Here is a 24500-nt window from a genome sequence, read left to right as displayed (position 1 = left end):
TTTTGATCAAAGGATTCTGTAATAACCGCCGTCAGGGAAGAAACTTATAGAACAGTGAAGTGGCGGTCATCGCACCGTCAGGCATCAGCGCATAGCGCGGAATTTCGCCCACTTTTTCCCAGCCACAGCGGACATAGAACTGTTCCGCCCCGCTGCCGGTCGCCGTGTCCAGCACCAGCACCGTCTTACCTACCCGGCGGGCGGTTTGCTCCAGCTCCGCCATCAGCGCGTTGGCAATCCCCAGGCGGCGGGCATTTTGGTGAACCAAAAGTTTGGCCACGTCCGCACGATGGGGCTGGTTTTCCGGTTGGCTGGTGATAAGTTGCACGGTGCCGACGGGACGTTCCTCAGCGTCAAGGGCGGCCAGCACGATGCGCTCCCCGGCCGCCACGCTGTTGGCGACATTTTGCCAGAAGGTCGTCGCCGTCTGCTGACTGAAAGGCAGCATAAAGCTCACCGAGGCGCCGCCGTTCACGCAGCTCGCCAGGATATCGCTTAATGCCGGAAGGTGATGAAGAATATCGTCACGCGATAACGTGCGCAGTGAAAATGATGTGATCATAATAGCTCCTTGTTTTTGACCACATCACTATATTTTAACCAATCATTAACACAAGCATAACACCTATAGGATTTTCTTATGGTGCGCTTTCCGTCAGCGTCGGCATACAGATGCGGTTACGGCCTGTCCGTTTGGCTTTGACCATTTCATCGTCCGCCGCCAGCAGCAGCTGGTTAAACAGCTCGGTAATACGGGCCTGGCCCACCTCGCGTGTCTCCAGTCCCATACTGATGGTCAGGTGGATCGGGTTATGTCCCCAACCGAAAGCTTGCGACTCTACGCCGTGGCGGATCTTCTCCGCCAGCAGGTAACCCTGCTGGGTACTGTCGACCACGGCGGCGACCGCAAACTCCTCGCCGCCGATACGGGCGACCATACCCTGCTCGCCCACCAGTTGTCTGACCTGCTGGGCAAACTGAGTCAGTACGCAATCTCCGCCCTCATGGCCCAGGGCATCGTTCACCCTTTTGAAGCCATCGATGTCCAGCACCATCACCGTCAGCAGTTTATCGGCCGGCAAGGCCTGACGTTTCAGCGCCTCGCTCAGCCCGGAACGGGAATAAACCCGGGTCTGGAAATCAAAATCGGCGCGCAGGGCCAGCTGTTTCACCAGCATATTGATCGCCTCGACGCTGGAGGCGACGATCACCGGACTTATCAGCATCGCCGCGATCCCCAGGCGAGTGGAGAACAGCTGCCACGGCTGCATTCGCGTATCCGGCGCAAAGTGAATTAACGAGTTGGCCACCAGCAGTATCTCGCCGATGCCGGTGAGAAAGGTCAACAGGCAGGTCAGCGGCAGCGGATAGCGCACGGCGCACCAGATCAGGGCCGGTAACGGGAAGGTAATGCTGCCGGCGCCGCCCACCGCCACGCCGAGGGCAATCGACAGCACCAGCGCCAGCGCGGGCAGCAGCTGGCGAAAGCGAAAACCGCTTAACGCGGAGGGCAGCGTCAGGGTCAGAATAAACGGCAGAATAAGCACCGCCGTCGAGAACTGCTCGCTAAACCAGTCCGCCAGCTGGGGAATAAAGGTGGCGCGCTCGACGTCCACCGACCCCAACGCGCCGACCGCTGCGCACAGCAGCGCGGCTAACAGACAGAAACAGAATAAATTAAGCGCGTTAATCGGGCCGGGCATCGAGTCGGCGCGTCGTTTATCCCACAGCACCAGCTGCGCCAGGGTCACAATAAAGACAATATTGGAGAAGTTAATCAGCAATGAGGCAAAGCCCATTCCCCAGCGCGAAGTTAATCCGTCATAGACCAGCATTGCCGCAAAGCAGACGGCATAAAAATAGCTGCGATTAAGCCATACGTAGCGCGCAAAGATCCCGGCCATCACTGCGTTGAGCGGCCAGAAGAAAGAGAGCTCCTGCACCAGACGCAGCATCGCGCCCAGAAAATGCAGCAATAGCGTTAACGTAAATAAGACCAGTGCATCGCGCACGGGTTGTTCTTCACGAAACAGCGTAAATGACCGAATCGACAGTGAAGACATTCAGTAATTATCCGTCTAATTGTTTCAGGCAATTATTATGTTAATAGTTAGTTAGCGGATTATCATAACATGAGAATATTTATCAGGCATACTCCGGCGCCAATCAAATGCAAATTAGCGCACGGACGGGCCGTTCATCTGCAGCACCAGCCAGCGGTGGATCACCTGCACAATATAGCGCTGCTCCTGCTCGCTCAGCGCGCGGCCGTGGGGAATGGCGTGCCATTTTTCCAGGCAGCCGCGACAGCAGGTGGCGGTCGCGTGCTGGGCGATAAACACCGGGTGACCGCGCATCGGTGTCTGCTTGCCATCATTGGCCGGCGCGGCGGACGCCAGCCGCTGACGGATAAAATCGGCGGCATGCTGGTCGATGACCTCCGGCCCTTTATCGAGGCAGTATTGCCGCTCTTTCATCCCCAGCCGGAAGCGTGAACGAAACGTCGAACGCGCCAGGCGAGCAAATAATCGATCCTGATCGACCATCAGAACACCGACCTCCCCATCCGCTGAGTCAGTTTCTCCAGCAGCGCCACGCCGGCCAGGGAGTTCCCCGCCTCGTCAAGCTCCGGGCTCCAGACCGCGATCGCCATCTCCTGCGGCACAATTGCCACAATTCCGCCGCCGACGCCCGATTTCGCCGGCAGACCCACGCGCCAGGCAAACTCGCCGGCGTTCTGGTACATGCCGCTGGTCATCATCAGGGCATTCACCTGGCGGGACTGTATCGGCGCGATAACCGGCGTTTCGAGATGCGGGGCGATGCCGCGGTCGGCGAGAAACAGAAAGGTTCGCGCCAGCTCGACGCAGCTCATCTCCAGCGAACAGTAGTGGAAATAGTTCTGCAGCACGGTGGCGACATCATTATGGAAGTTGCCGAAGGATTTCATCAGCCAGGCGATAGCGGCGTTGCGCGCCGAATGCTCAAACTCAGAGCGGGCCACCAGCGGATCGTAGGCGATATCGGCCACGCCGCTCAGGCGGCGGACAATCTCCAGCATTCGCTGGCGCGGCGCGCTGAGCCGGCTCTGCAGCATGTCGCAGACAACCAGCGCCCCGGCGTTGATAAACGGGTTGCGCGGTTTGCCCTGCTCGATCTCGAGCTGCAGAAGCGAGTTAAAGGGCTGACCGGAGGGATCTTTCCCCACCCGCTGCCAGATCTCCTCTTCCTGATAGTGGTTCATGGCCACCACCAGACTCAATACCTTGGAGATCGACTGGATGGAGAATCGTTCATGGGCATCGCCGGCGGCAAAATGTTGCCCGTCCACCGTACAGATAGCGATGCCAAGCTTATCGCCGCTGACGCTGGCCAGCGCCGGAATATAATCCGCCACTTTACCGCGGCCAATCAGCGGCCTGATTTCTGCCAGAATGGCTTCCAGCATTGCGTTATTGATCACCGTCGCCACACGCGGCTCCTTGCCCACCGTCGAATTTTGGTGGGCGAGTATAGCAGACGAGAACGACGGTCGTCAGGGGCAAACGCAGATTAGCGACGGTCTTTCCAGACGGTCTGCGCATTGCAGAACTCATGCAGGCCAAAATGCGACAGTTCGCGACCAAAACCGCTCTTCTTCACGCCGCCGAAAGCCACCCGGGCGTCGCTGGCGCAGTAGCCATTAAGGAAGACACCGCCGCACTCCAGCTCGCGGGCAAAGCGCTGGGCCTGCGCCTCGTCGGTGGTGTAGACCGTTGCCGACAGGCCAAATTCGCTGTCGTTGGCGAGGGCCAGCGCATGGTCTGCGTCACGGGCGGTGGTCAGGGTCGCGACCGGACCAAACAGCTCCTGGCGGAAGCCGGTCATGCCGGCGGTGACGTTGCCCAGGACCGTTGGCGCATAGTAATTGCCCGCCCCTTCGATTTTTTCCGCCCCCAGCAGCAGGGTTGCGCCTTCATCGAGGGTCGCCGTTACCTGCTGGTGCAGTTCATCGCGCAGATCGAATCGCGCCATCGGCCCGACGTAATTCTGCTCGTCGCGCGGATCGCCCATCTTCAGCGCCGCGACGGCGTCGACAAATTTGCGGGTGAAGGCCTCGGCAATGCCGGCTTCGAGGATAAAGCGCTTCGACGCGGCGCACACCTGGCCGCTGTTCTGATAGCGGCCGGTGACGGCGGCCTTCACCGCTTCATCCAGATCGGCATCGTTCAAAACGATAAAGGGATCGGATCCCCCCAGCTCAAGCACGCATTTCTTCAACGCCGCGCCCGCCTGAGCGCCAATCGCTTTCCCGGCGCGGACGCTGCCGGTGACGGTCACCGCCGCGATGCGGTCGTCATTGATAATCTGCGAAACGCCGTCATTGGTGGCGTTGACCCAGCCAAACACGCCCTCCGGCAGGCCGGCGGCAGCAAAAATCTCGCCCAACAGGCGGGCGCTGCCCATCACGTTCGGGGCGTGCTTCAGCAGGTAGCTGTTGCCGGCCAGCAGGATCGGCACCGCGCCGCGCAGCACCTGCCAGACCGGGAAGTTCCACGGCATCACCGCCAGAATGGCCCCCAGCGGACGATATTCGATCACCGCCTGGTTATTTTCCACCAGGGTGGCTTCGGTCGCCAGCATCGCCGGGCCATGTTTGGCATACCAGTCGCAGAGATTGGCGGATTTCGCCACCTCGCCGCGAGCCTGAGCAATCGGTTTGCCCATCTCGAGAGTGATCGTCTGGGCCACCTCTTCACCGCGGGCGCGCAGCTCGGCCCCGATGCGGCGCAGCGCGTCGGCGCGTGCGGCGAGCGGCGTCTGACGCCACTGGCGATAGCCCGCCGCGGCGAGAGCGATAGCCGCGTCGACCTCGCGTTCGCTGGCCCACGGCAGCGAGGAGACCACCTCGCCGGTAGTCGGGTTGACGGAGACGGCGTGCGTTGCAGATAAATTCATCGTTATTCTCTCTCTCGTTGCTTGCGAAGTGAACGTATTCTGGCTTACCTTTCCATTCATTGAAAATGAATAATATTAAGCAACGCATTCACAAAAGAAGAATAGTATGGACCTGACTCAGCTAGAGATGTTTAACGCCGTCGCCAGCACCGGCAGCATTACCCAGGCAGCGCAGAAAGTGCATCGCGTGCCGTCCAACCTCACCACCCGCATCCGCCAGCTGGAGGCGGATCTTGGCGTTGAGCTGTTTATCCGCGAGAACCAGCGGCTGCGCCTCTCGCCCGCGGGCCACAGCTTCTTACGCTACAGCCAGCAGATCCTCGCCCTGGTGGACGAGGCGCGAATGGTAGTGGCGGGCGACGAACCCCAGGGACTCTTCTCTCTCGGTTCGCTGGAGAGCACCGCGGCGGTGCGGATCCCCACCACCCTGGCCCACTTTAATCAGCGCTACCCGAAAATTCATCTCGCCCTCTCCACCGGCCCCTCCGGGACGATGATCGACGGCGTGCTGGAGGGAGCCCTGAGCGCCGCGTTCGTTGACGGACCGCTGGTGCACCCGGGCCTGGAGGGGCTGCCGGTGTTCCCTGAAGAGATGATGATCGTCGCTCCCTACGGCCACGCGCCCATCGCCCGCGCCAGCGAAGTGAACGGGGCTAATGTCTACGCTTTTCGCGCCAACTGTTCCTACCGCCGGCATTTTGAGAGCTGGTTCCATGCCGACAGAGCCACTCCGGGCCGGATCCATGAGATGGAGTCTTATCACGGGATGCTGGCCTGCGTGATCGCCGGCGCCGGGCTGGCGCTGATCCCGCGCAGTATGCTGGAGAGTATGCCGGGCCATCAGCAGGTATCCGCCTGGCCGCTGGCGGAAGAGTGGCGCTGGCTCACCACCTGGCTGGTGTGGCGCCGGGGCGCCAAAACCCGCCAGCTGGAAGCGTTTATAGCGCTGCTGAACGAAGATCGGCAAACAGCGGTTTCTCCATAAAGACGCTGAGCGGATCGGGCTGGTAGGGAGCAAACGCGCAGCGGGTCTGATAGCCGTTGCGCGTATAGAGGGTGATGGCCGCATGCTGATGGATGCCGGTCTCCAGGCGCAGAGTATGGCAGTCGCGCTGGCGCGCTTTCGCCTCCAGGGCCGCCAGCAGCTTTTCTCCCAGCTGTTGCCCACGATGCTGTGGATCAATATAGACCCGCTTCATCTCGCCAAAACCTTCATCGCTGAGGACGATAGCCCCGCAGCCAACGGCTTCGCCCTGCGGACTGCGGATCGCCATGGCGATCACTGTCTCCGGCGGCAGCTGGCCGAGGTCCAGCAGATGGTTGCTCTCCGCCGGGTAGAGTGTCTCCTGCCAGGCGTCGAGGGAGGCAATCAGGGCGGTAAATTCGGCGTCGGTGGGGGCGATGTCGGTGATGGTATACATAGGTGAGCTCCTTTTTTTACGCCACTGTAGCGCGCCCCGGAACGGTTTCCGCCATAGCATTAACTTATATTGCCGCCCACCACTTGCGCTAACTAACTGAAACGCAGTAACTTTATTCCCTGCCGTCCGTTTTTGAGACCTGAATATGCGCACCAAAGCCCGTAAAGTGATGATTATTGGCGCCGGTAACGTCGGCGCGTCAGCGGCCTACGCCCTGCTCAACCAGAGCATTTGCGAGGAGCTGATCCTCGTCGACCTTAACCAGCCGCGCGCCGAGGCCCACGCTCAGGACCTCAGCGATGCCGCGGCCTATCTGCCGGGGATGATGACCATCTCCACCCGCGAGGCCAGCGACTGCGCCGATGTCGACATCGCGGTGATCACCGTCTCCGGCGGCGCGCTGCGCCCCGGCCAGAGCCGTCTCGATGAACTGACCACTACCGCGAAAATCGTCAAGAGCATTGTGCCGACCATGATGGCCAACGGGTTTAACGGCATCTTCCTGGTGGCCACCAACCCGTGTGACATCATCACCTGGCAGGTATGGCAGCTCTCCGGCCTGCCGCGCAGCCAGGTGCTGGGCACCGGCGTCTGGCTGGATACCACCCGCCTGCGCCGTCTGCTGGCGCAGGATCTTAACATTGGCGCCCAGAGCATCGACGCTTTTATCCTCGGCGAGCACGGCGATACCCAGTTTCCGGTATGGTCGCACTCCTCGGTATATGGCACGCCGATCGCCGACCTCTACCAGCAACGCACCGGCCGGCCGCTCGACCGGGAGGCGATGGCCGACAAAGTGCGCAAGCTAGGGTTTGAGATCTACGCCGGCAAAGGCTGTACGGAATATGGCGTGGCAGGCACCATCGCCGAGATCTGCCGCAATATTTTTACCGGCAGCCACCGCGCGCTGGCGGTCTCCTGCATTCTTGACGGTGAGTACGGGGTCAGCGGCGCGGCGGCTGGGGTGCCGGCGGTGCTGGCCCAGGGGGGCGTGGAGCAGATTATCGAACTGCGGCTGGCCGGCGAAGAACAGGCGAAGTTCAGCCAGTCGGTTGCGGTGATCAAAGCCAATATCGCGCGTCTGCCCTGACGGCAGACGGCGACGTCTGGATCAGTCGGCAATGATCAGCTGAGGGGAAAGGGTCACCAGCGCCTCGCGGGTCGATTCCGGCAGGTGGCCGTCGGTGACGATATCGGTCAACAACTCCAGCGGGGCAATGTTGAAGAGTGACCAGGCGCCGTATTTGGAGCTGTCCGCCAGCAGAATGCGCCGGCGGGCATTGGCCATCAGGTCGCGTTTCAGGGCGGCCTTCTCCTCCGTCGGGGCGGTGATCCCTTTCTCAAGGTCCCAGCCGTTGCAGCTGACGAAGGCGAGATCGGGCCAGATGGTCTGCAGCAGGCGGCGGCCGTGATCGCCGATGCACGACTGGCTGCTGTCATCGATGCGCCCGCCGATAATCGTCACTTCAATCTGCTTAAATTCCGACAAAAACAGGGCGATATGTAAATCGCTGGTGATCACCCGCAGCGGCAGATGGGTGATCTGCCGCGCCAGCTCAATCATGGTGGTGCCGGCATCGAGCACAATGGCGTCGCCGGCTTTCACCAGCGCTGCCGCCGCGCTGGCGATAGCCTGCTTTTCCAGCGGGCTGCGCTGGGCTTTCTCCAGCGTCGTCGGCTGGGCAGGAATAAACCGGTTCAACGTCACCCCGCCATGCGTGCGGCTGATCACCCCTTCCTGATCGAGTTTGATCAGGTCGCGGCGAATGGTGGCTGGCGAGGCGTTGGTCGCCGCCACCAGCTGGTCGACTGTCACCAGATTATGGCTTTTCAGGAAGTCCATAATCTGCTCTAACCGGTTATATCCCTTCATGTTATTCCTGCGCGATGTGCATGGCGAGCTCAATGGAGGTTGCCATGCTCTCAGACTTCGCTTTACCTGTCCAGGCAATATCAAACGCGGTGCCATGATCCGCAGAGGTGCGGATAAACGGCAGCCCGGCGGTGATATTGACCCCATCATAGAATCCCAGCAGCTTCAGCGGAATATGCCCCTGGTCGTGATACATCGCCACGACCATGTCGTACATCCCCTCATGACACTGCATAAACACCGTGTCCGGCGGACAGGGGCCGGTTACCTCCACTCCCTGCTCCCGCATGGCGGCAACCGCGGGGGCGACGATGCGGATCTCTTCATCGCCAAACAGGCCGTTCTCCCCGGCGTGCGGGTTCACGCCGGCGACCGCAATGCGCGGACGCTGATAGCCGACCCGGCGCAGAAAGCGATCCGCCACGCCGATCACTGTCTCGATCCGCGGCTGGTTGAGGGTGTCAAGGAACTGGCGTAGGGCGATATGGGTGGTGATATGGATAACCTTAAGCTTTTCGGTATACAGCACCATGGCGTAATCGGTGGTTTGCGTCAGGTGGGCCAACAGTTCCGTATGGCCGGGAAAAGCATGCCCCGCCAGATGCAGCGCCTCTTTATTCAACGGCGCGGTGGCGATGGCCGCGACGGCGCCCTCCAGCGCGAGGCGGGTCGCCCGCTCAATGCAGCGAAACGCCAGATCCCCGGCCTGGGCCTGCACTTCGCCAGGACGCAGCCCCTGCGGGTCGCTGAGCGGCTCATCGATGACGTTAATCGTCGCCGGGGCAAAGCTTGCCTCGGCGGGATGGTCAATGATGCGTAGCTCCGCCCGCGGGGTGATGTTCAACGCCAGGATACGCCGCAGCGTCTGCGCGCAGCCCACCACCACCACCGGCGCGCCGCTCAGCGCTCCTTCGGCGAGGGATTTGATAATAATCTCCGGACCAATCCCTGCCGGGTCGCCCATTGTGACTGCAATGATGTTAGACACTCAGTTTCTCCTCAATAAAATTCACAACATGTAATAGCGTGGTGTCGGTGCCGAATCCTCCGGCTTTAGTCATCACCGGCCGCGACCAGCGGCCGCCGAGGAAGTATCCGTATGGGACGCACTCCGCGACCCGGCCGCGGATCTGAAAACCGCTGGCGCCGAGCGCCTGAGCCACGGCGATGGCCACATCGCCACCGGAGAGGTACAGCGCGCCAGGGGGACACAGCGCCACCGCCTGTGCCGTAACGTCGGCAAGCCAGGCGCAGATGTGCTCCCCGTAGGCCGCACGGCTGAGACCGCGTTCGCGGCACTGGGCTTCAATCCCCTGCCGGACGGCGTTATTCGGGCGGGTGGTCACCACGCAGTGATCACCCTCACGCAGCACCTCGGCGATCCGCGAGGCTTCCTCCTTCGGCGATCCGCTAAAGGCCTGTTCGACATCAATTTCGATCTTTCTCACTCGGGAATGAGCCTGCAGCGCCGCGACCTGGCGCTGCGCCATCTCGCTCATCGAGCCGACCACCGCCAGCAGCGGCCCCTGCTCGCTGCGGCGCAGGCGGCGCGCCAGCGCCTCGCAAAGGCCTGCCGAGCCGACCAGCAGGGTCTCCTGCGCATGAGGAGCGACGGCGTCAATAACCTGATCCAGATGACGCTCTTCCCAGGCGTCGATAATCAGTACCTGCCTCGCTTCGCCTGCCGTCGCTAACGCTCCCGGAAGCTGGGCGGCGCTCAGCGACCGGCTCGGCAGCCGGCTCTGCATGGCGAGAATGCCGGCAATATCCGCCCGGCTAACCGGCGTCTTCGGATCGCTGGCAAATTCGGTGTGATCGAGGGGTATCCCGTGTACATAGCAGCGTCCGTCCCGGGTATGCCGCCCGGCCGCCGGGTAAGCCGGCGCCACAACCGCCACCCGGCAGCCCTGCGCCGTCATCATCGCTTCCAGTTCGGCGCCGGGGTTGCCGCGCAGCGTGGAGTCGATCTTCTTTATCTGCCAGCGCGGGGCGAATCGCGCCGCGCCGCGCAGCAGAGCGGTGACCTTGTCGGCGGCCGCGCCGGCGGTCATCGCCCGGCTGTCGCTGTTGAGTATTAACGCCCGGGCGGATGATGCCTGCCCGGCGAAGAATGCCACTTCTACCGACATGCCCGCCTCCGCCAGGCTGACCCCGGCGTCATTGGCTCCGGTAAAGTCATCTGCCAGCACCAGCACGCTGTTATTGCCGTCTTTCATTGTCCTGCCTTGTGGTCGTTGTAAACGTTGCAAATCTGAAATTGATTATATTCAATCATATTTGATTAAATGTGAGCAAGCTCAAGTTATTAAACCGCCGTATAAATTATAACTTTTCCCCACCAGACGAGTAGAACGACTCGTGAATGATTGAATTCAATCAACCACTACCAAGGAGAAACGCGTGGCGACGATACACAGCACGATCATCAGCGGGGCTGGCGCCTCATCGGCACTGCTCCCGCTGCTGGCAGATAAAACCCGTATCCTGCTGGTGACCGACCAGAACGTCGGGGCGCTGGAGGCGACCCGGGCGATCCATCGCCTGCTGGCGGCTGACGGGCGCCAGGTTGAGGTCATTAACAGTGTGCCTGCCGAGCCCAGTCATCAGGATGTGGCGGAGATCGTCAGCCAGTTGGGCGCTTCTCAACCGCAGATGGTCGTCGGCATTGGCGGTGGGAGCGTGCTGGACGTGGCGAAACTGCTGTCGGTGCTGCTGCATCCGCAAGCCCCCACTCTGACGGCCCTGCTGGCGGGTGAACAGCCGCAACGACGGCTTTGCTCCCTGCTGATCCCTGCCACCGCCGGGACCGGCTCCGAAGCAACGCCGAACGCTATTCTGGCGATCCCCGAGCAGCAGACCAAAGTGGGGATCATCTCCCCGGTGCTGCTCCCGGACTACGTCGCCCTGCTGCCGGAGCTGACCACCAGCATGCCGGCCAGCATCGCAGCCTCGACCGGGATCGATGCTCTGTGCCATCTGCTGGAGTGTTTCACCTCCACCGTGGCCAACCCGGTAAGCGATAACGCGGCGTTAATCGGTTTACACAAGCTGGTGCGTCATATCGAACGCTCGGTGGATCAGCCGCAGGATCTGACGGCGAAGCTGGAGATGCTCTGGGCCTCGTGGTACGGCGGCGCGGCGATCAACTATGCCGGCACCCATCTGGTGCATGCGCTCTCCTATCCGCTCGGCGGCACCTGGCACCTGCCGCACGGGGTGGCCAACGCCATTCTGCTGGCGCCCTGCATGCGGGTGGTCCGCCCCCACGCGGTGGCGAAGTTCGCTCAGGTCTGGGATCTAATCCCCGACGCGGACCTCACCCTCAGCGAGGAAGAGAAATCCCATGCGCTGGTGGCATGGCTGGCGGCGCTGGTCAAACGCTTACCGCTGCCCGATAACCTCGCCGCGCTCGGCGTTCCCGCAGACAGCATCCCCGCCCTCAGCGCGGCGGCGCAGAACGTTAAGCGCCTGATGAATAACGCCCCCTGCAGCGTCAGCCGTGAAGAGATCGCGGCTATCTACCAGACGCTGTTTCCGGAACATGCCTAACAGGAGAAAATCAAATGAGGAGAGCCATTAGCGGCGTACTCACCGCCATCGTTACCCCCTTTACCACCGAGGGAGCCCTTAACCTGCCAGCGCTGCAGCAGCAGGTGCAACGCCAGATCGCCGCGGGCAACGGCATATTCTGCGGCGGCACCAACGGCGAGTTTTTTGTCCTCAATGAGGAAGAGAAGATCGCCGTCGCCAGAACCTGCGTGGAGGCGGCCGCCGGTCGCGCGCCGGTGGTAGCCCACATCGGGGAGGTTTCCACCCGGGAGACTCGCCGGCTTGGCCAGCAGATCGCCCGCCTCGGGGTTGACGCGGTATCGGCCATTACCCCGTGGTTCGTGCCCCTGAAGCAGGAAGAGCTGATAAACCACTATACGGCGATCGCCGACGCGCTGAGCGTCCCGCTCTTTCTTTACAACATTCCCGCCCGCACCGGTAACACCCTTGCGCCGGAGACAGCGCGTAAGCTGGCGCAGCACGACAATATCATTGGCATCAAGGATAGCGCCGGCAGCTACGACAGTCTGAAAGGCTTTCTTGACGCGGTACGCGACATTGACGGTTTCGACGTTCTCAACGGCCCGGACTCGCTTATCCATCAGGGGTTTGTCGACGGCTGCTCAGCCTGCATCTCGGGGCTTGCCAACGTCGCGCCTGCCGAGATCAACGCTATCTGGTCGCTGTTCCATGCTGGAGATATCGCCGGATCGCGCCAGGCGCAGGAGCGGGTAACGGGCCTGCGCACCGACCTGTACAAGGTAGCGTTCTCACCCGCGGCGGTGAAAAAAGCGCTGCAGCTGATGGGCCATGAGGTGGGCGACAGCCGCTACGCGGTGCAGTTTAGTGACCAGCAGCTGCAGGAAATACGCGGCATCATTGCCCGTTATTTAGCGTAATACCCGCTGCGTTTCGTAAATAAAACAGACCGGGTACCGCCGTACCCAGGATTCGTACGCCCAGAGAGAGGCTAAGATGAATCATTTTACCGCTGAAGATACCTTTATTATTGTCGGCATTGTCATTGCCTATATTCTGTTTACCACCTGGCTGACATTCCGTATTCGTAGTAAGAATTCCGGGGATTTTATGGAAGGCTCGCGCGCCATGCCGGCCTTTATTGTCGGTATATTACTGATGTCGGAATATATTGGCGCCAAATCAACCATCGGTACCGCTCAGGCCGCCTTTGAGAGCGGAATTGCCGCCTCATGGTCCGTGCTGGGGGCGGCCATCGGCTTCCCGCTGTTCGGTTTGATTCTGGTAAAGCGCATCTATAACACCGGGAAAATCACCATATCCGGGGCTATCGCTGAGAAATATGGCACCAGTACCAAAAATATTATCTCCCTGATCATGATTTATGCGCTGTTGCTGGTTAACGTGGGCAACTACGTCAGCGGCGCCGCGGCTATTTCCACCGTCTTAAAAGTCAACTTACCCGTGGCCGCCTTTATTACCGCCATCGTTAGTACCTTCTATTTCGCCTTCGGCGGCATGAAAGGCGTCGCCTGGGTCACCATGTTACACAGCGCGTTAAAATACGCTGGTCTGCTGATCATTCTGGGTTTTGCTCTGTCCAAAACCGGCGGCTTCACGCCGATGATTGAGAAGATGCCGGATTACTACTGGACGTGGGATGGCAACATTGGCGCTGGCACTATCTTCGCCTGGCTTATCGGCACTATCGGCTCCATCTTCTGCACCCAGTTTGTTATCCAGGCGATCAGCTCCACCAAAGACGTCCGGTCAGCAAAGCGCTCCACGTGGATCGCCTTCTTTTTCTGCCTGCCCATCGCCCTTGCCATCGCCATCATCGGCGTGGCGGCGAAGTATCTGCATCCGGAAATCAACAGCCTGTACGCCCTGCCGGTATTTCTGCAGGACATGAATCCCTGGCTGGCGGGACTCGTGACAACGTCACTTGTGGCCTCGATATTCGTCAGCGTAAGTACCGTTGCTCTGGCCATTGCCTCGCTGGTGGTGAAAGATTTCTACGTACCATGGCGTAACCCAACTCCGGACCAGGAGTTCAGAGCCACGCGCTGGGCATCGTTAATTATCGGCTTCCTGCCGCTGATCTTTGTGCTGCTGGTGCCGGAAGTGCTGAAACTCTCCTTCTTCACCCGCGCCATCCGCCTGTCCATTACCGTAGTGGCGGTCATCGCCTTCTATGCCCCCTTCTTCAGGAGCACCCGCGGCGCCAATGCCGGTCTGATCGGCGCCTGCGTGGTGACCTCCGTCTGGTATTTACTTGGCGATCCGTTCGGCATCAATAACATGTATGTCGCCCTGGCGACCCCGGCGATCATTATGGTCATCGATCGCCTGATCCCGAATAAATCACAATCATCCCCTGCCCCTGTTGAGCAACGTGGAGTCTAAAACATGTCCGCAATTCCTTCTTTCGACGGCGTCATTCGCCAGCACCAGCAAGATGAACATATCGCATGGGCGATGCTCCCCAGCGCCTGCCCGCAAAATCATGCCGCCAACCTGCTTCAGCTGGAAGATGGCAGCCTGATGTGCGTCTGGTTCGGCGGCTCCCAGGAGGGGAAAGCCGACATTTCGATCTGGGGTTCGCGGTTAGCCCCCGGCAGCGATCGCTGGAGCGAAGCGGTTAAGCTCTCCGACGATCCTGACCGCTCGGAACAAAATCCGGTGCTGTTTCAGGCGCCGGACCAGGTAGTGTGGCTGTTATGGACGGCGCAATTCGCCGGCAACCAGGATACCGCCATTGTGCGCTACCGCCAGTCACACGACGGCGGGCAAAGCTGGGGACCCATCGACACCCTGTTAGATCAGCCCGGTACCTTTATTCGCCAGCCGATTAGCGTCATGCCTGACGGCAGCTGGCTGCTGCCGGTGTTTTACTGCCGCACTGCACCCGGCGAGAAATGGGTGGGTAACAATGACGTCAGCGCGGTGAAGATCTCCTCCGACGGCGGCAGAAGCTGGCGCGACGTAGCGGTCCCGGAGAGTCTTGGCTGCGTCCATATGAGCATCACCGCGCATCCCGACGGCGGACTGGCGGCCTTCTTTCGCAGTCGCTGGGCGGATCACATCTGGTTCAGCCGCTCCAGCGACCAGGGTGAAAGCTGGTCTGCGCCGGTGCCAACGACGCTGCCGAACAACAACTCGTCCATTCAGGCGACGACTCTCGACAATGGCGAACTGGCGCTGGTGTTTAATAATATGAGCGCCGCCGGGGCCACCGAACGCCGAGCCTCACTGTACGATGAAATTGCGGATGACGATGGCCGTAAGGAGCCGGAAACAACCGGAAAAAGCGCCTTCTGGGGCGCGCCCCGCGCGCCGATGACGGTGGCGATCTCGCCTGACGGCGGCAAAAGCTGGCCGTGGCTGCGTAATCTTGACGAGGGCGACGGCTACTGCATGACCAATAATTCGGAGCAGAAGCTGAACCGGGAGTTCTCCTACCCCAGCATCAAACAGGGAGCAGACGGTAATTTGCATATCGCCTACACCTGGTACCGTCAGGCGATCAAGTATGTTCGCGTTTCGCCACAGTGGGTGAAAGGAGAAAGCGCATGATTATCGGTACCCTGCAGGCGCTGCACAAGGCTGGTCTGCCGCCAGCGTTAAAGCAGCTTTTGAGCAGCGAGGCCTGTTCGCTGGCCGCCCTGAGCGCCAGAGAGGATGGCCGCTTCCAGCCCGACGGCGCGCCGTGGTTCTGCACCCTCGGCGTGGCGCAAACCCAGCCTGCGGCCGAGCGGCATACGGAATATCATCGCCAGTGGGCGGATATTCAGGTCATCCTGGCCGGCGAGGAGCGGATCCAGGCGGGCATGGCTGCCGTGATGCGCCCGCAGGATAATGAGCTTAAGCCCGACCTCTATCTCTGTCAGCCGGCCCCGGAGAGTGTCTCTATTCTGCTGCGTCCCGGCGACTTCGCGGTCTTTTACCCCGGCGAACCGCACCAGGCGCTGTGTGCGGTTTCGACGCCAGCGCCGGTCAGAAAGGCGGTATTCAAGATACCGGCAGCGATGCTGGAGGCGCAATGAAGCGGGCCATAGTCACCGGGGCCAGCTCCGGAATCGGCGCCGCGGTGGTGAGGCAATTGCTGGAGGACGGCTGGCAGGTGGTCGGCATGAGCCGTTCGCTGCCGCCCTTCTCACAGCCGAACTTTCGCCATCTGGAGGTCGATGTCAGCCAACGCAGCGCGCTGCTGGCGGCGCTGGAACGGATTGAGCCTCCTCAGGCCATCATCCACGCCGCGGGTTCGATGACCGCCGCGCCCCTGGGCAATCTTGATCCACTGCGCGGCGAGTCGCTGTGGCGTTTACATGTCGACGCGGCCCAAACGCTGGTCAATCACTTCGCCCCGGCCATGGAGCCGGGCGGGAGGGTTGTTCTGCTGGGAAGCCGAACATCACGAGGCGCAGCGGGTCGTTCCCAGTATACGGCCACCAAAGCCGCGCTGGTCGCCCTTGCCAGAAGCTGGGCGGCAGAGCTGGCGCCCGCAGGGGTGACGGTCAACGTGGTGGCGCCCGGGGCAACCGATACGCCGATGCTCCATCAGCCTGGCAGGGAAAGCTCTCCGCCGCGGCTGCCGCCGCTGGGGCGGCTCATTACCCCGCAGGAGGTGGTCTCGCTGATAAGCTGGTTATTGAGTGAGGGCGCATCGGCGATGACCGGACAGGAGCTGGTGATGTGCGGTGGCGCCTCCCTTGCCTGATGACGCACGCCGCGCCGTCCCCGGCAACGGAACGACGCGGCGGTGAGGATTAACGTAAATAGACAGTTCCGCGCAGATAGGTGGTGGCCTGGCCGCCGATCAGCACCCGGTCGCCCTGCCACTGGCAGCGCAGATCCCCGCCGCGGGCGGAGACCTGGCGCGCCATCATGGTGGTTTTCCCCAGCTTGTCGCCCCACCAGGGGATCAGCATGCTGTGGGCGGAGCCGGTCACCGGATCCTCCGGCACCCCTTCTCCCGGGCAGAAGAAGCGGCTGACAAAGTCATATTCCTCATCCGGCGCGCTCACGCAGATCATTTTGCCGAGCGTCTGCAGGCGCGCCATGTCCGGTTGCACCGCTTCAACCTGCCGGCGATCCGCCAGCAGCACCAGATAATCGCGCCCTTCCCGTACCTCGACGGCCGCCTCGAGGCCCAGCCCGGCCAGCAGGTCCGCCGGCGGATTGGCCACCGGGGTGGTCGTCCACGCCGGGAAGTCGAGCGTCAGCCAGTCGCCGCTGCGGGTCACCCGCAGGTCGCCGACAAAACGGGTGCTAAAGGTAATCGTCGCCGAGGGATGGTCGAGATATTCAAAAATAACGTGCGCCGTCGCCAGGGTGGCGTGGCCGCAGAGGTTGATCTCGCCAAGGGTGGTAAACCATCGCAGCTCATAGCCTTCGTCGGTGCGGACGAAGAACGCCGTTTCGGACTGGTTATGCTGTTGGGCCATTTTCAGCAGCACATCGTCGGCTAACCACTCGCTGAGGGGGCAAACGGCCGCGGCATTGCCGCCGAAGTTTTTATCGCTGAAGGCATCGACCAGATAAAATTGTATTTCCTGCATACACTGTCCTTATTTTTTTTTACTTTCCTTCAACATGACATAAAAGCGCCCCCCTGACACTATCCATAGCAAAATTAATTGCTTAACCGCACCTGGCCGTTTGCAGTGAAATGAGATGCAGATCACAAAATGATTGTCTTTTCGCCAGCAAACGTTTTAAGATCAGCGTCACATCTTCCCCTGAATCACCAGTCCAGAGCTTATGACTACGAATACGGTCTCACGCAAGGTAGCGTGGCTACGTGTCGTGACGTTGGCCATCGCCGCGTTTATTTTTAACACCACAGAATTTGCCCCGGTCGGTCTGCTGTCGGATATTGCCGACAGCTTCGGCATGGAAACCGCCCAGGTGGGCATGATGCTGACCATCTACGCATGGGTGGTGGCGTTAATGTCGCTGCCGTTTATGCTGCTGACCAGCAAAGTGGAGCGTCGGCGGTTGCTCATCGGCCTGTTTATTCTGTTTATCGCCAGCCATGTGCTGTCGTTCTTTGCATGGAATTTTGACGTGCTGGTCATCAGCCGCATCGGCATCGCCTTCGCCCATGCGGTGTTCTGGTCGATAACGTCGGCGCTGGCCATCCGCATGGCGCCCCCGGGCAAACGGGCGCAGGCGCTGAGCCTGATCGCCACCGGTACCGCGCTGGCGATGGTGTTTGGCATTCCGATCGGCCGCATCATCGGCCAGTATTTTGGCTGGCGGATGACCTTCCTGGCGATCGGCCTCGGCGCCTTAGCCACTCTGGCCTGCCTGGTGAAACTGCTGCCGACGCTGCCGAGCGAACACTCAGGCTCGCTGAAAAGCCTGCCGGTGCTGTTCCGTCGCCCGGCGCTGGTCAGCGTGTACATTCTGACCGTGGTGGTGGTGACCGCCCATTATACCGCCTACAGCTATATCGAACCCTTCGTCCAGACGGTGGCGGGTCTGAGCGGCAATTTTGCCACCGTACTGCTGCTGATCCTAGGCGGGGCCGGGATTATCGGCAGCATTCTGTTCGGCAAGCTCGGTAACCAGCACGCTTCGGGGCTGATAAGCCTCGCCATCGGCCTGCTGCTGGCCTGTCTGCTGCTGCTTTTGCCGGCCTCGCATAACCCGCACCACCTGATGCTGCTCAGCATCTTCTGGGGGGTGGCGATCATGATTATCGGTCTCGGCATGCAGGTGAAAGTGCTGGCCTCCGCCCCGGACGCCACCGACGTCGCCATGTCGCTGTTCTCGGGCATCTTTAACATCGGTATTGGCGCCGGCGCGCTGGTAGGCAGCCAGGTGAGTCTGCACCTCTCTATGGCCTCCATCGGCTACATCGGCGCCATCCCGGCGCTGGCAGGCCTGATCTGGGCCCTGCTGATCTTCCGTCGCTGGCCGGTATCGCTGGAAGAGCACCAGCCGCACCACTCTTGATTGAGCCGCAAAAAAAAGCCCGTCGGTATCGCTCCGGCGGGCTTTTGTCTCTCTGCGCATCACCGCGGTCAGGGATGCCAGGTCGAAATGATCTCCAGCACGCCGTTAATAATGAACTGCACGCCCATGCAGACCAGCAGGAAGCCCATCAGCCGCGAAATGGCCTCAATGCCGCCTTTGCCTACCAGACGCATAATCGCCCCCGAACTGCGCAGGCAACCCCAGAGAATGATCGCCAACAGGGCAAAGATAATCGGCGGCGCCGCCAGCACCACCCACTCCGGGAAGTCCACGCCGTGCTTCACGGTTGAGGCGGAACTGATGATCATCGCGATGGTGCCCGGACCGGCGGTGCTTGGCATCGCCAGCGGCACAAAGGCGATATTGGCGGTTGGCTCATCCTGTAGCTCTTCCGATTTGATCTTCGCTTCCATCGAATCGTGGGCTTTTTGCTGGGGGAACAGCATGCGGAAACCGATAAAGGCCACAATCAACCCCCCGGCGATACGCAGCCCAGGTATTGATATGCCGAATGTATTCATCACCACCTGGCCGGCATACCACGACACCATCAGGATGGCGAAGACATACACCGAAGCCATCAACGCCTGTTTGTTCCGCTCGGCGTTGTTCATATTGCCCGCCAGGCCAAGGAACAGCGCCACGGTAGTCAGCGGATTCGCCAGCGGTAACAGCACCGCCAGGCCGAGCCCTATCGCTTTAAACAAATCAAACATAGTTAAAAAAAGTCCCGTAAATATTCATTTTTTAAGGATGGTTTCACGCCGTGAGTATACCGGCTTCAACAATTCCAACGCCAGCCTGCTGATAAATCACCTTTGCCAAAAATTAACAAGCGTTAGAAAATTCACAAACAGTGACCCGTGTCGAATTTTCTTGTTTTAGCAAATCGTGGCATTGGCCAATTCATAATGTTGACTTATGATTGCCTGGGCAATAGTATCACTCGCAACTAAATCATTGCCTGGGCAACCATCATGAAAAGTACCAGCGACCTGTTCAACGAGATGATCCCGCTGGGCCGCTTGATCCAGATGGTTAACCAGAAAAAAGATCGCCTGCTCAACGACTACCTCTCACCCATGGATATTACCGCGACCCAGTTCCGGGTGCTCTGTTCCATTCGTTGCGAGGTATGTATTACCCCCGTTGAGCTGAAAACCGTGCTTTCCGTCGACCCGGGCGCGATGACGCGTATGCTCGACCGCCTGGCGTGTAAAGGCTGGATTGAACGGTTACCCAACCCCGCTGACAAGCGCGGCGTGCTGGTGCAGTTGACGCCAGACGGCGCAGCCCTTTGCGAGCAGTGTCATCAGGTTGTGGGTCAGAAGTTACACCAGGAGTTAACAAAAAATCTGTCGGCGGACGAAGTCGCCATGCTTGAGCAACTCCTCAAGAAGGTCCTGCCGTAAAAATAAGAAGAGGTAAGATGATGTCCAGACGTAATAATGACGCCATCACTATCCATAGTATTTTGTCGTGGATCGAGGATAACCTGGAATCGCCCCTGTCGCTGGAAAAAGTGTCTGAGCGCTCAGGTTACTCCAAGTGGCACCTGCAACGTATGTTTAAGAAAGAGACCGGCCATTCCCTCGGCCAGTACATCCGCAGCCGTAAGCTGACGGAGATTGCGCAAAAGCTCAAGCAGAGCAATGAGCCAATCCTGTACCTGGCGGAACGCTACGGTTTCGAATCGCAGCAGACCCTGACGCGAACGTTTAAAAACTATTTCGATGTTCCGCCCCACAAATATCGCATAACGAATGTACCTGGCGAATCCCGCTATCTGCATCCGCTAAATAACTGTTGTTAATCGCCTGCATTATTAAAGACGTATTGAGGAAATCATGAAACTATTCGCTGCCGCAGCCATCGTCGTTCTGTCGCTGGCATCCAGCTTCAGCTATGCGGAGCAAACCACCACGCCGGTGCGGCAAAACCAGCGTGACACAATGATTATCCCTTCGGAACATAACGACTCGCCGTTTGATTTCAATCATATGGCGGCCGGCAATGATAAATCTGACGAACTTGGCGTGCCGTACTACCAGCAGCACGACCTGTGATGCCATTACACGCATACTTGTGTATAGCCCCGTCTCCGGGGCTTTTTTTTTACCCGCGCGCCATGCCCGGCCGCACCAGACGCAGACCGAAAACGTTGATATAGAGCCCGGCCAGGATCAGCGCCGCCCCGGCGAGCTGCAGTCCGCTCAGCGTCTCTCCCAGCAGCAGCGCGGCGCTGGCCATCCCCACCACCGGCACCAGCAGCGACAGCGGCGCCACCCGCCAGGTTTCATACCGCCCCAGCAGCGCCCCCCAGATACCGTAGCCGACGATAGTGGCGATAAACGCCAGGTAAAGCAGCGAGAGAACCGTCAGCACATCGATCTGGCGTAGACTCGCCAGCATCAGCTGCGGGCCATCGATCAGCCACGAGGCGAGCATAAACGGCAGCACCGGGATCAATGCGCTCCACACCACCAGCGACATGATCGGCGGCCGGGTCGCCTGGGACATGATTTTTTTGTTAAAAATATTGCCGCAGGCCCAGCTGAGCGCCGCCGCCAGGGTCAGCATAAAGCCCACCAGCGGGACATGTTCCCCTCCGAGGCTCCCCTCCACCAGCACCAGCACGCCGAAGATCGCCAGAGCGATCCCCGCCAGCTGCTTGCCCTGCAGGCGTTCGCCAAAGACGAAGGCGCCGAGGATGATGGTAAAGAAGGCTTGCGCCTGTAGAACCAGCGACGCCAGCCCCGCCGGCATGCCCAGGCCGATAGCGCAGAACAGAAAGGCAAACTGGCCAAAGCTAATGGTCAGGCCATAGCCCAACAGCAGGCGCAACGGAATGACTGGCCGGGCGACAAACAGCAGCGCCGGGAAGGCCACCAGCATAAAGCGCAGGCCCGCCAGCATCAGCGGCGGCATATTGTGCAATCCCAGCTTAATCACCACGAAGTTAAGCCCCCACACCACCACTACCAGCAGCGCCAGCAGTCCATCTTTCCTCGTCATACCCCTGCCTCTGTCGTTATTAGAATTTTTGTGAACAAAATCAAAGTAGCGAAAAAGCGGCCGCCAGGATAGATCATTATTTTTGGCAGGTTCAGAAGTGCCGATCGCGACCGGGGCGACCTGTACAAGGCGTGATGACCGTGTTATTTGTGATCGAAGACATAAAATTATAACAACATGACAGGCAAGGAAATCATGATCACCACACTCCGGCGCTCCACCATCGCGCTGCTGGCATCGTCGTTACTGTTGACTATCGGCCGCGGGGCCACACTGCCGTTTATGACCATCTACCTCACCCGACGCTATCAGCTGGAGGTGGATGTGATCGGCTACGCCCTGTCGCTGGCCCTGGTGGTCGGCGTGCTGTTCAGCATGGGCTTTGGCATCCTCGCGGACAAGTTCGACAAAAAGCGCTATATGGTGTGGTCAGTGCTGGTATTTATCCTCGGTTTCAGCGCGATACCGCTGGTCCATAACGCGACCCTGGTGGTGATCTTCTTTGCGCTGATCAACTGCGCCTATTCGGTCTTTTCCACCGTACTGAAAGCCTGGTTCGCCGACCGGCTGACGGCGGAGAAAAAAGCGCGCATCTTCTCGCTGAACTACACCATCCTCAACATCGGCTGGACCGTCGGGCCGCCTATCGGCACGCTGCTGGTGATGCACAGCATTAATCTGCCCTTCTGGCTGGCGGCGGCCTGCGCCGCCTTCCCGCTGGTGTTTATTCAGCTGTTTCTCCAGCGGGATGGGGCCGCCGCCGCCCAGCCGGGAGCTGCCGCCTGGACGCCTTCGGTGCTGCTGCGCGACCGCGCGCTGCTGTGGTTTACCTGTTCCGGGCTGCTGGCCTCCTTCGTCGGCGGCGCCTTCGCCTCCTGTATCTCGCAGTACGTGCTGGTGGTCGCCAGCAGCGACTTCGCAGAGAAAGTCGTGGCCGTAGTGCTGCCGGTTAACGCCGCGGTGGTCGTCGCCCTGCAGTACGCCGTTGGCCGGCGGCTGAGCGCGAGAAATATCCGCCCGCTGATGACCTTCGGTACCGTCTGCTTTGTGATCGGCCTCGTGGGCTTTATGTTCTCCGGCGCCAGCCTGTGGGCGTGGGGGATCTCGGCGGCGATCTTCACCCTTGGCGAGGTGATTTATGCCCCCGGCGAGTATATGCTGATTGACCATATCGCCCCGCCGGGAATGAAGGCCAGCTACTTCTCCGCTCAGTCGCTGGGATGGCTGGGGGCGGCCTTCAACCCGATGTTCACCGGGTTGATCCTCACCCATCTGCCGCACTGGTCGCTGTTTGTCATTCTTATCGTGGCTATTGTCGCCGCCTGGCTGATGATTTTTCGGGGGATGAATGCCCGTCCCTGGCAGCCGGATTCTCCGCTGGCCAGGGCCTGACGCCAGCTGACATGCGGCTGTCAGGTTGCTGTCGGGCCGTTGTCGGGTCGCTGTCGTGGTGGCTGGCGGCCCGCTTTTCCATACTCCATCACAGGTTTACATCCGCAGAACGTCATGGAGCATATGAATATGAACAGCATCAATCAGGTCAAACAATTACGGCTGCAGCGCGCCTGGTCCCAGGAACAGCTGGCCGAAATGGCGGGGCTCAGCGTCCGCACGATCCAGCGCATTGAGAATGGTGAACGCCCGGGGCTGGAGACCCTCAGCGCCCTCGCCGCGGTCTTTGAGGTGACAGTGGCCGAGATCGGCGGCGAAGCCTCGCGGGAGGGCGCGCCGGGTCCGCAAGCTTCGCTGGATCTGCGTATAGAGGAAGCGAAAGCGCGGGTGCAGCAGGAAAGCCGCTTTTTTCGTTCGCTGTCGGTGGCGCTGGTGGTCTGCGTGCTGCTGGCGGTGCTCAACCGGTACACGAACCCGCAGTACTACTGGTCCGGCTGGGTCGCCCTGATCTGGGGCGCTCTGCTGGTGGTGAGAGGATTACGTCTGTTCGTCTTTGGCGAATGGATCAAAAACTGGCGCCAGGCGCGCCTGCAGCGGCTGCTGCGTAAATAGCATGGAAACCGGCGGCGCGCGCCGCCGGCCCGATCAGATAGTCACCAGGGCGCGCACGCCGTCGGTTTCCATATCTCCGCCCTTTCCCTGCTGGACGATGGCGCCGCGCGACATCACCAGGTAGTGGTCCGCCAGCCCGGCGGCAAAGTCATAGAATTGCTCCACCAGCAGAATGGCCATATCCCCGCGGCACGCCAGCTGACGGATCACCTCGCCAATCTCTTTGATGACCGAGGGCTGGATCCCCTCGGTGGGCTCATCGAGGATCAGCAGCTGCGGACGGCTGGCCAGCGCGCGGCCGATCGCCAGCTGCTGCTGCTGACCGCCGGATAAGTCACCGCCCCGCCGCTGCTTCATGGTTTTGAGCACCGGGAAAAGCTGGTAAATCTCCTCCGGCACCTGCTGCGCCTCGCGGGCGGGAAAGCGCGACAGCCCCATCAGCAGGTTTTCTTCCACCGTCAGGCGGGGAAAAATCTCGCGTCCCTGGGGGACGTAGGCCACCCCGGCCTGCACCCGCTGGTGCGGTTTACGGTGGGTGATGTTCTGATCCTGCCAGCGCACCTCGCCGCTACGCGCCGGAATAAGCCCCATCAGACATTTCAGCAACGTGGTCTTACCGACGCCGTTGCGCCCCAGCAGGCAGGTAACCTCGCCCTGACGGGCGGTAAAATCCACCCCGCGCAAGATGTGGCTCCCGCCGTAGTACTGATGTAACTGACTCACCTGTAACATTGGCG

The 24500-nt window shown here is 60.5% G+C and carries 27 protein-coding genes; 14 read left to right on the top strand and 13 right to left on the bottom strand.

The window, feature by feature from the left end:
• Positions 1-31: 31 nt before the first annotated feature.
• The 5 genes from ABLV52_RS05285 to sad all read right to left on the bottom strand — a co-directional run bounded on the left by ABLV52_RS05285 (position 32) and on the right by sad (position 4938).
• A complete protein-coding gene (locus tag ABLV52_RS05285) occupies positions 32-562 on the bottom strand; it encodes a GNAT family N-acetyltransferase (protein ID WP_348890117.1) in 531 nt (176 codons plus the stop codon).
• Between the two features lie 76 nt (positions 563-638).
• Positions 639-2063: a diguanylate cyclase gene (locus tag ABLV52_RS05280; protein WP_348890115.1), complete on the bottom strand. Its 1425-nt coding sequence runs from the start codon at positions 2061-2063 to the stop codon at positions 639-641.
• Between the two features lie 114 nt (positions 2064-2177).
• Positions 2178-2546 (bottom strand): DUF4186 domain-containing protein, encoded by a 369-nt coding sequence (locus ABLV52_RS05275; protein ID WP_023289638.1) that lies wholly within the window; start codon positions 2544-2546, stop codon positions 2178-2180.
• The gene (gene glsB, locus ABLV52_RS05270; RefSeq protein ID WP_050534214.1) at positions 2546-3472 is read right to left on the bottom strand and encodes a glutaminase B; all 927 of its coding nucleotides are present in this window, start codon (positions 3470-3472) and stop codon (positions 2546-2548) included. Before glsB ends, ABLV52_RS05275 begins: the two co-directional genes overlap by 1 nt.
• An 80-nt stretch (positions 3473-3552) precedes the next feature.
• Positions 3553-4938 (bottom strand): succinate-semialdehyde dehydrogenase, encoded by a 1386-nt coding sequence (sad, locus tag ABLV52_RS05265; protein WP_348890114.1) that lies wholly within the window; start codon positions 4936-4938, stop codon positions 3553-3555.
• A 106-nt stretch (positions 4939-5044) separates the two neighbouring features.
• Here sad and ABLV52_RS05260 point away from each other — a divergent pair, with 106 nt between their 5' ends.
• Complete coding sequence (locus ABLV52_RS05260) at positions 5045-5923, top strand: LysR family transcriptional regulator (protein WP_023289635.1); 879 nt, start codon at positions 5045-5047, stop codon at positions 5921-5923.
• Here the strand turns inward: ABLV52_RS05260 and ABLV52_RS05255 are convergent.
• Positions 5877-6359 (bottom strand): GNAT family N-acetyltransferase, encoded by a 483-nt coding sequence (locus ABLV52_RS05255; protein WP_348890113.1) that lies wholly within the window; start codon positions 6357-6359, stop codon positions 5877-5879. The two genes, ABLV52_RS05260 and ABLV52_RS05255, sit on opposite strands and share 47 nt — an antisense overlap.
• A 145-nt stretch (positions 6360-6504) precedes the next feature.
• On the opposite strand from ABLV52_RS05255, the gene ABLV52_RS05250 reads away from it, so the two are divergent.
• Positions 6505-7449, top strand: a complete 945-nt coding sequence (locus ABLV52_RS05250) for an L-lactate dehydrogenase (protein WP_348890112.1) — start codon at positions 6505-6507, stop codon at positions 7447-7449.
• Positions 7450-7470: 21 nt separating this feature from the next.
• Here the strand turns inward: ABLV52_RS05250 and ABLV52_RS05245 are convergent, their stop codons facing one another.
• The 3 genes from ABLV52_RS05245 to ABLV52_RS05235 are packed head-to-tail and all read right to left on the bottom strand — an operon-like array spanning position 7471 to position 10448.
• Entirely contained in the window at positions 7471-8232 is a 762-nt protein-coding gene (locus ABLV52_RS05245) for a DeoR/GlpR family DNA-binding transcription regulator (RefSeq protein ID WP_348890111.1), read from the bottom strand.
• Between the two features lies 1 nt (position 8233).
• Complete coding sequence (locus ABLV52_RS05240; protein ID WP_348890110.1) at positions 8234-9220, bottom strand: D-threonate 4-phosphate dehydrogenase; 987 nt, start codon at positions 9218-9220, stop codon at positions 8234-8236.
• A complete protein-coding gene (locus ABLV52_RS05235; RefSeq protein ID WP_348890109.1) occupies positions 9213-10448 on the bottom strand; it encodes a four-carbon acid sugar kinase family protein in 1236 nt (411 codons plus the stop codon). The genes ABLV52_RS05240 and ABLV52_RS05235 overlap by 8 nt, the downstream gene beginning before the upstream one ends.
• A gap of 184 nt (positions 10449-10632) precedes the next feature.
• On the opposite strand from ABLV52_RS05235, the gene ABLV52_RS05230 reads away from it, so the two are divergent.
• From ABLV52_RS05230 to ABLV52_RS05205, 6 genes are all read left to right on the top strand, one after another.
• Positions 10633-11781: an iron-containing alcohol dehydrogenase gene (locus ABLV52_RS05230; RefSeq protein ID WP_044522920.1), complete on the top strand. Its 1149-nt coding sequence runs from the start codon at positions 10633-10635 to the stop codon at positions 11779-11781.
• Between the two features lie 14 nt (positions 11782-11795).
• Complete coding sequence (locus ABLV52_RS05225; protein ID WP_032452779.1) at positions 11796-12680, top strand: dihydrodipicolinate synthase family protein; 885 nt, start codon at positions 11796-11798, stop codon at positions 12678-12680.
• Between the two features lie 76 nt (positions 12681-12756).
• A complete protein-coding gene (locus tag ABLV52_RS05220) occupies positions 12757-14166 on the top strand; it encodes a sodium:solute symporter family protein (RefSeq protein ID WP_023289627.1) in 1410 nt (469 codons plus the stop codon).
• 3 nt (positions 14167-14169) lie between these two features.
• Complete coding sequence (locus ABLV52_RS05215) at positions 14170-15336, top strand: exo-alpha-sialidase (protein WP_023289626.1); 1167 nt, start codon at positions 14170-14172, stop codon at positions 15334-15336.
• On the top strand, positions 15333-15806 hold the full coding sequence (locus ABLV52_RS05210; protein WP_348890108.1) for a YhcH/YjgK/YiaL family protein: 474 nt from the start codon (positions 15333-15335) through the stop codon (positions 15804-15806). The genes ABLV52_RS05215 and ABLV52_RS05210 overlap by 4 nt, the downstream gene beginning before the upstream one ends.
• The gene (locus ABLV52_RS05205; RefSeq protein WP_348890107.1) at positions 15803-16480 is read left to right on the top strand and encodes an SDR family oxidoreductase; all 678 of its coding nucleotides are present in this window, start codon (positions 15803-15805) and stop codon (positions 16478-16480) included. Before ABLV52_RS05210 ends, ABLV52_RS05205 begins: the two co-directional genes overlap by 4 nt.
• A gap of 49 nt (positions 16481-16529) precedes the next feature.
• On the opposite strand, the gene ABLV52_RS05200 is transcribed toward ABLV52_RS05205, so the two are convergent.
• On the bottom strand, positions 16530-17321 hold the full coding sequence (locus ABLV52_RS05200; protein WP_023289623.1) for a PhzF family phenazine biosynthesis protein: 792 nt from the start codon (positions 17319-17321) through the stop codon (positions 16530-16532).
• A gap of 202 nt (positions 17322-17523) precedes the next feature.
• Here ABLV52_RS05200 and ABLV52_RS05195 point away from each other — a divergent pair, with 202 nt between their 5' ends.
• A complete protein-coding gene (locus tag ABLV52_RS05195; RefSeq protein ID WP_032452773.1) occupies positions 17524-18723 on the top strand; it encodes a sugar transporter in 1200 nt (399 codons plus the stop codon).
• A gap of 68 nt (positions 18724-18791) precedes the next feature.
• Here ABLV52_RS05195 and ABLV52_RS05190 read toward each other — a convergent pair whose 3' ends face one another.
• Complete coding sequence (locus ABLV52_RS05190) at positions 18792-19460, bottom strand: MarC family NAAT transporter (RefSeq protein ID WP_004205969.1); 669 nt, start codon at positions 19458-19460, stop codon at positions 18792-18794.
• A gap of 261 nt (positions 19461-19721) precedes the next feature.
• On the opposite strand from ABLV52_RS05190, the gene marR reads away from it, so the two are divergent.
• From marR to marB, 3 genes are read left to right on the top strand one after another with little or no spacing between them, the layout of a single operon-like run.
• Positions 19722-20156: a multiple antibiotic resistance transcriptional regulator MarR gene (marR, locus tag ABLV52_RS05185; RefSeq protein WP_004143563.1), complete on the top strand. Its 435-nt coding sequence runs from the start codon at positions 19722-19724 to the stop codon at positions 20154-20156.
• A 20-nt stretch (positions 20157-20176) separates the two neighbouring features.
• Complete coding sequence (gene marA / locus ABLV52_RS05180) at positions 20177-20557, top strand: MDR efflux pump AcrAB transcriptional activator MarA (protein WP_004205971.1); 381 nt, start codon at positions 20177-20179, stop codon at positions 20555-20557.
• Positions 20558-20591: 34 nt separating this feature from the next.
• Positions 20592-20810: a multiple antibiotic resistance protein MarB gene (gene marB / locus ABLV52_RS05175; RefSeq protein ID WP_048297476.1), complete on the top strand. Its 219-nt coding sequence runs from the start codon at positions 20592-20594 to the stop codon at positions 20808-20810.
• A 49-nt stretch (positions 20811-20859) separates the two neighbouring features.
• On the opposite strand, the gene eamA is transcribed toward marB, so the two are convergent.
• Entirely contained in the window at positions 20860-21759 is a 900-nt protein-coding gene (eamA, locus tag ABLV52_RS05170) for an O-acetylserine/cysteine exporter (protein WP_348890106.1), read from the bottom strand.
• Positions 21760-21954: 195 nt separating this feature from the next.
• On the opposite strand from eamA, the gene ydeE reads away from it, so the two are divergent.
• Positions 21955-23151 carry an efflux MFS transporter YdeE gene (ydeE, locus tag ABLV52_RS05165; RefSeq protein ID WP_065806117.1) on the top strand — a complete coding sequence of 399 codons (1197 nt, stop codon included), beginning with the start codon at positions 21955-21957 and terminating at the stop codon, positions 23149-23151.
• Positions 23152-23280: 129 nt separating this feature from the next.
• Entirely contained in the window at positions 23281-23763 is a 483-nt protein-coding gene (locus ABLV52_RS05160; RefSeq protein ID WP_023289618.1) for a helix-turn-helix domain-containing protein, read from the top strand.
• Positions 23764-23796: 33 nt separating this feature from the next.
• Here the strand turns inward: ABLV52_RS05160 and urtE are convergent, their stop codons facing one another.
• On the bottom strand, positions 23797-24495 hold the full coding sequence (urtE, locus tag ABLV52_RS05155) for an urea ABC transporter ATP-binding subunit UrtE (protein WP_348890104.1): 699 nt from the start codon (positions 24493-24495) through the stop codon (positions 23797-23799).
• Between the last annotated feature and the right edge of the window lie 5 nt (positions 24496-24500).

Origin of the sequence: Klebsiella sp. GB_Kp056, assembly GCF_040064755.1 — a bacterium.
GTDB lineage: Bacteria > Pseudomonadota > Gammaproteobacteria > Enterobacterales > Enterobacteriaceae > Klebsiella > Klebsiella quasipneumoniae.
Note: the sequence above shows the minus strand (reverse complement) of the source record. Positions and strands in the feature narration are given on the sequence as shown.

What these genes read in the sequence shown, in the direction of transcription:
- ABLV52_RS05285 (WP_348890117.1), bottom strand. Translation starts at nt 562, where the DNA reads ATGATCACATCATTTTCACTGCGCACGTTATCGCGTGACGATATTCTT.
- ABLV52_RS05280 (WP_348890115.1), bottom strand. Translation starts at nt 2,063, where the DNA reads ATGTCTTCACTGTCGATTCGGTCATTTACGCTGTTTCGTGAAGAACAA.
- ABLV52_RS05275 (WP_023289638.1), bottom strand. Translation starts at nt 2,546, where the DNA reads ATGGTCGATCAGGATCGATTATTTGCTCGCCTGGCGCGTTCGACGTTT.
- sad (WP_348890114.1), bottom strand. Translation starts at nt 4,938, where the DNA reads ATGAATTTATCTGCAACGCACGCCGTCTCCGTCAACCCGACTACCGGC.
- ABLV52_RS05260 (WP_023289635.1), top strand. Translation starts at nt 5,045, where the DNA reads ATGGACCTGACTCAGCTAGAGATGTTTAACGCCGTCGCCAGCACCGGC.
- ABLV52_RS05255 (WP_348890113.1), bottom strand. Translation starts at nt 6,359, where the DNA reads ATGTATACCATCACCGACATCGCCCCCACCGACGCCGAATTTACCGCC.
- ABLV52_RS05250 (WP_348890112.1), top strand. Translation starts at nt 6,505, where the DNA reads ATGCGCACCAAAGCCCGTAAAGTGATGATTATTGGCGCCGGTAACGTC.
- ABLV52_RS05245 (WP_348890111.1), bottom strand. Translation starts at nt 8,232, where the DNA reads ATGAAGGGATATAACCGGTTAGAGCAGATTATGGACTTCCTGAAAAGC.
- ABLV52_RS05235 (WP_348890109.1), bottom strand. Translation starts at nt 10,448, where the DNA reads ATGAAAGACGGCAATAACAGCGTGCTGGTGCTGGCAGATGACTTTACC.
- ABLV52_RS05225 (WP_032452779.1), top strand. Translation starts at nt 11,796, where the DNA reads ATGAGGAGAGCCATTAGCGGCGTACTCACCGCCATCGTTACCCCCTTT.
- ABLV52_RS05220 (WP_023289627.1), top strand. Translation starts at nt 12,757, where the DNA reads ATGAATCATTTTACCGCTGAAGATACCTTTATTATTGTCGGCATTGTC.
- ABLV52_RS05215 (WP_023289626.1), top strand. Translation starts at nt 14,170, where the DNA reads ATGTCCGCAATTCCTTCTTTCGACGGCGTCATTCGCCAGCACCAGCAA.
- ABLV52_RS05210 (WP_348890108.1), top strand. Translation starts at nt 15,333, where the DNA reads ATGATTATCGGTACCCTGCAGGCGCTGCACAAGGCTGGTCTGCCGCCA.
- ABLV52_RS05205 (WP_348890107.1), top strand. Translation starts at nt 15,803, where the DNA reads ATGAAGCGGGCCATAGTCACCGGGGCCAGCTCCGGAATCGGCGCCGCG.
- ABLV52_RS05200 (WP_023289623.1), bottom strand. Translation starts at nt 17,321, where the DNA reads ATGCAGGAAATACAATTTTATCTGGTCGATGCCTTCAGCGATAAAAAC.
- ABLV52_RS05195 (WP_032452773.1), top strand. Translation starts at nt 17,524, where the DNA reads ATGACTACGAATACGGTCTCACGCAAGGTAGCGTGGCTACGTGTCGTG.
- ABLV52_RS05190 (WP_004205969.1), bottom strand. Translation starts at nt 19,460, where the DNA reads ATGTTTGATTTGTTTAAAGCGATAGGGCTCGGCCTGGCGGTGCTGTTA.
- marR (WP_004143563.1), top strand. Translation starts at nt 19,722, where the DNA reads ATGAAAAGTACCAGCGACCTGTTCAACGAGATGATCCCGCTGGGCCGC.
- marA (WP_004205971.1), top strand. Translation starts at nt 20,177, where the DNA reads ATGTCCAGACGTAATAATGACGCCATCACTATCCATAGTATTTTGTCG.
- marB (WP_048297476.1), top strand. Translation starts at nt 20,592, where the DNA reads ATGAAACTATTCGCTGCCGCAGCCATCGTCGTTCTGTCGCTGGCATCC.
- eamA (WP_348890106.1), bottom strand. Translation starts at nt 21,759, where the DNA reads ATGACGAGGAAAGATGGACTGCTGGCGCTGCTGGTAGTGGTGGTGTGG.
- ydeE (WP_065806117.1), top strand. Translation starts at nt 21,955, where the DNA reads ATGATCACCACACTCCGGCGCTCCACCATCGCGCTGCTGGCATCGTCG.
- ABLV52_RS05160 (WP_023289618.1), top strand. Translation starts at nt 23,281, where the DNA reads ATGAACAGCATCAATCAGGTCAAACAATTACGGCTGCAGCGCGCCTGG.
- urtE (WP_348890104.1), bottom strand. Translation starts at nt 24,495, where the DNA reads ATGTTACAGGTGAGTCAGTTACATCAGTACTACGGCGGGAGCCACATC.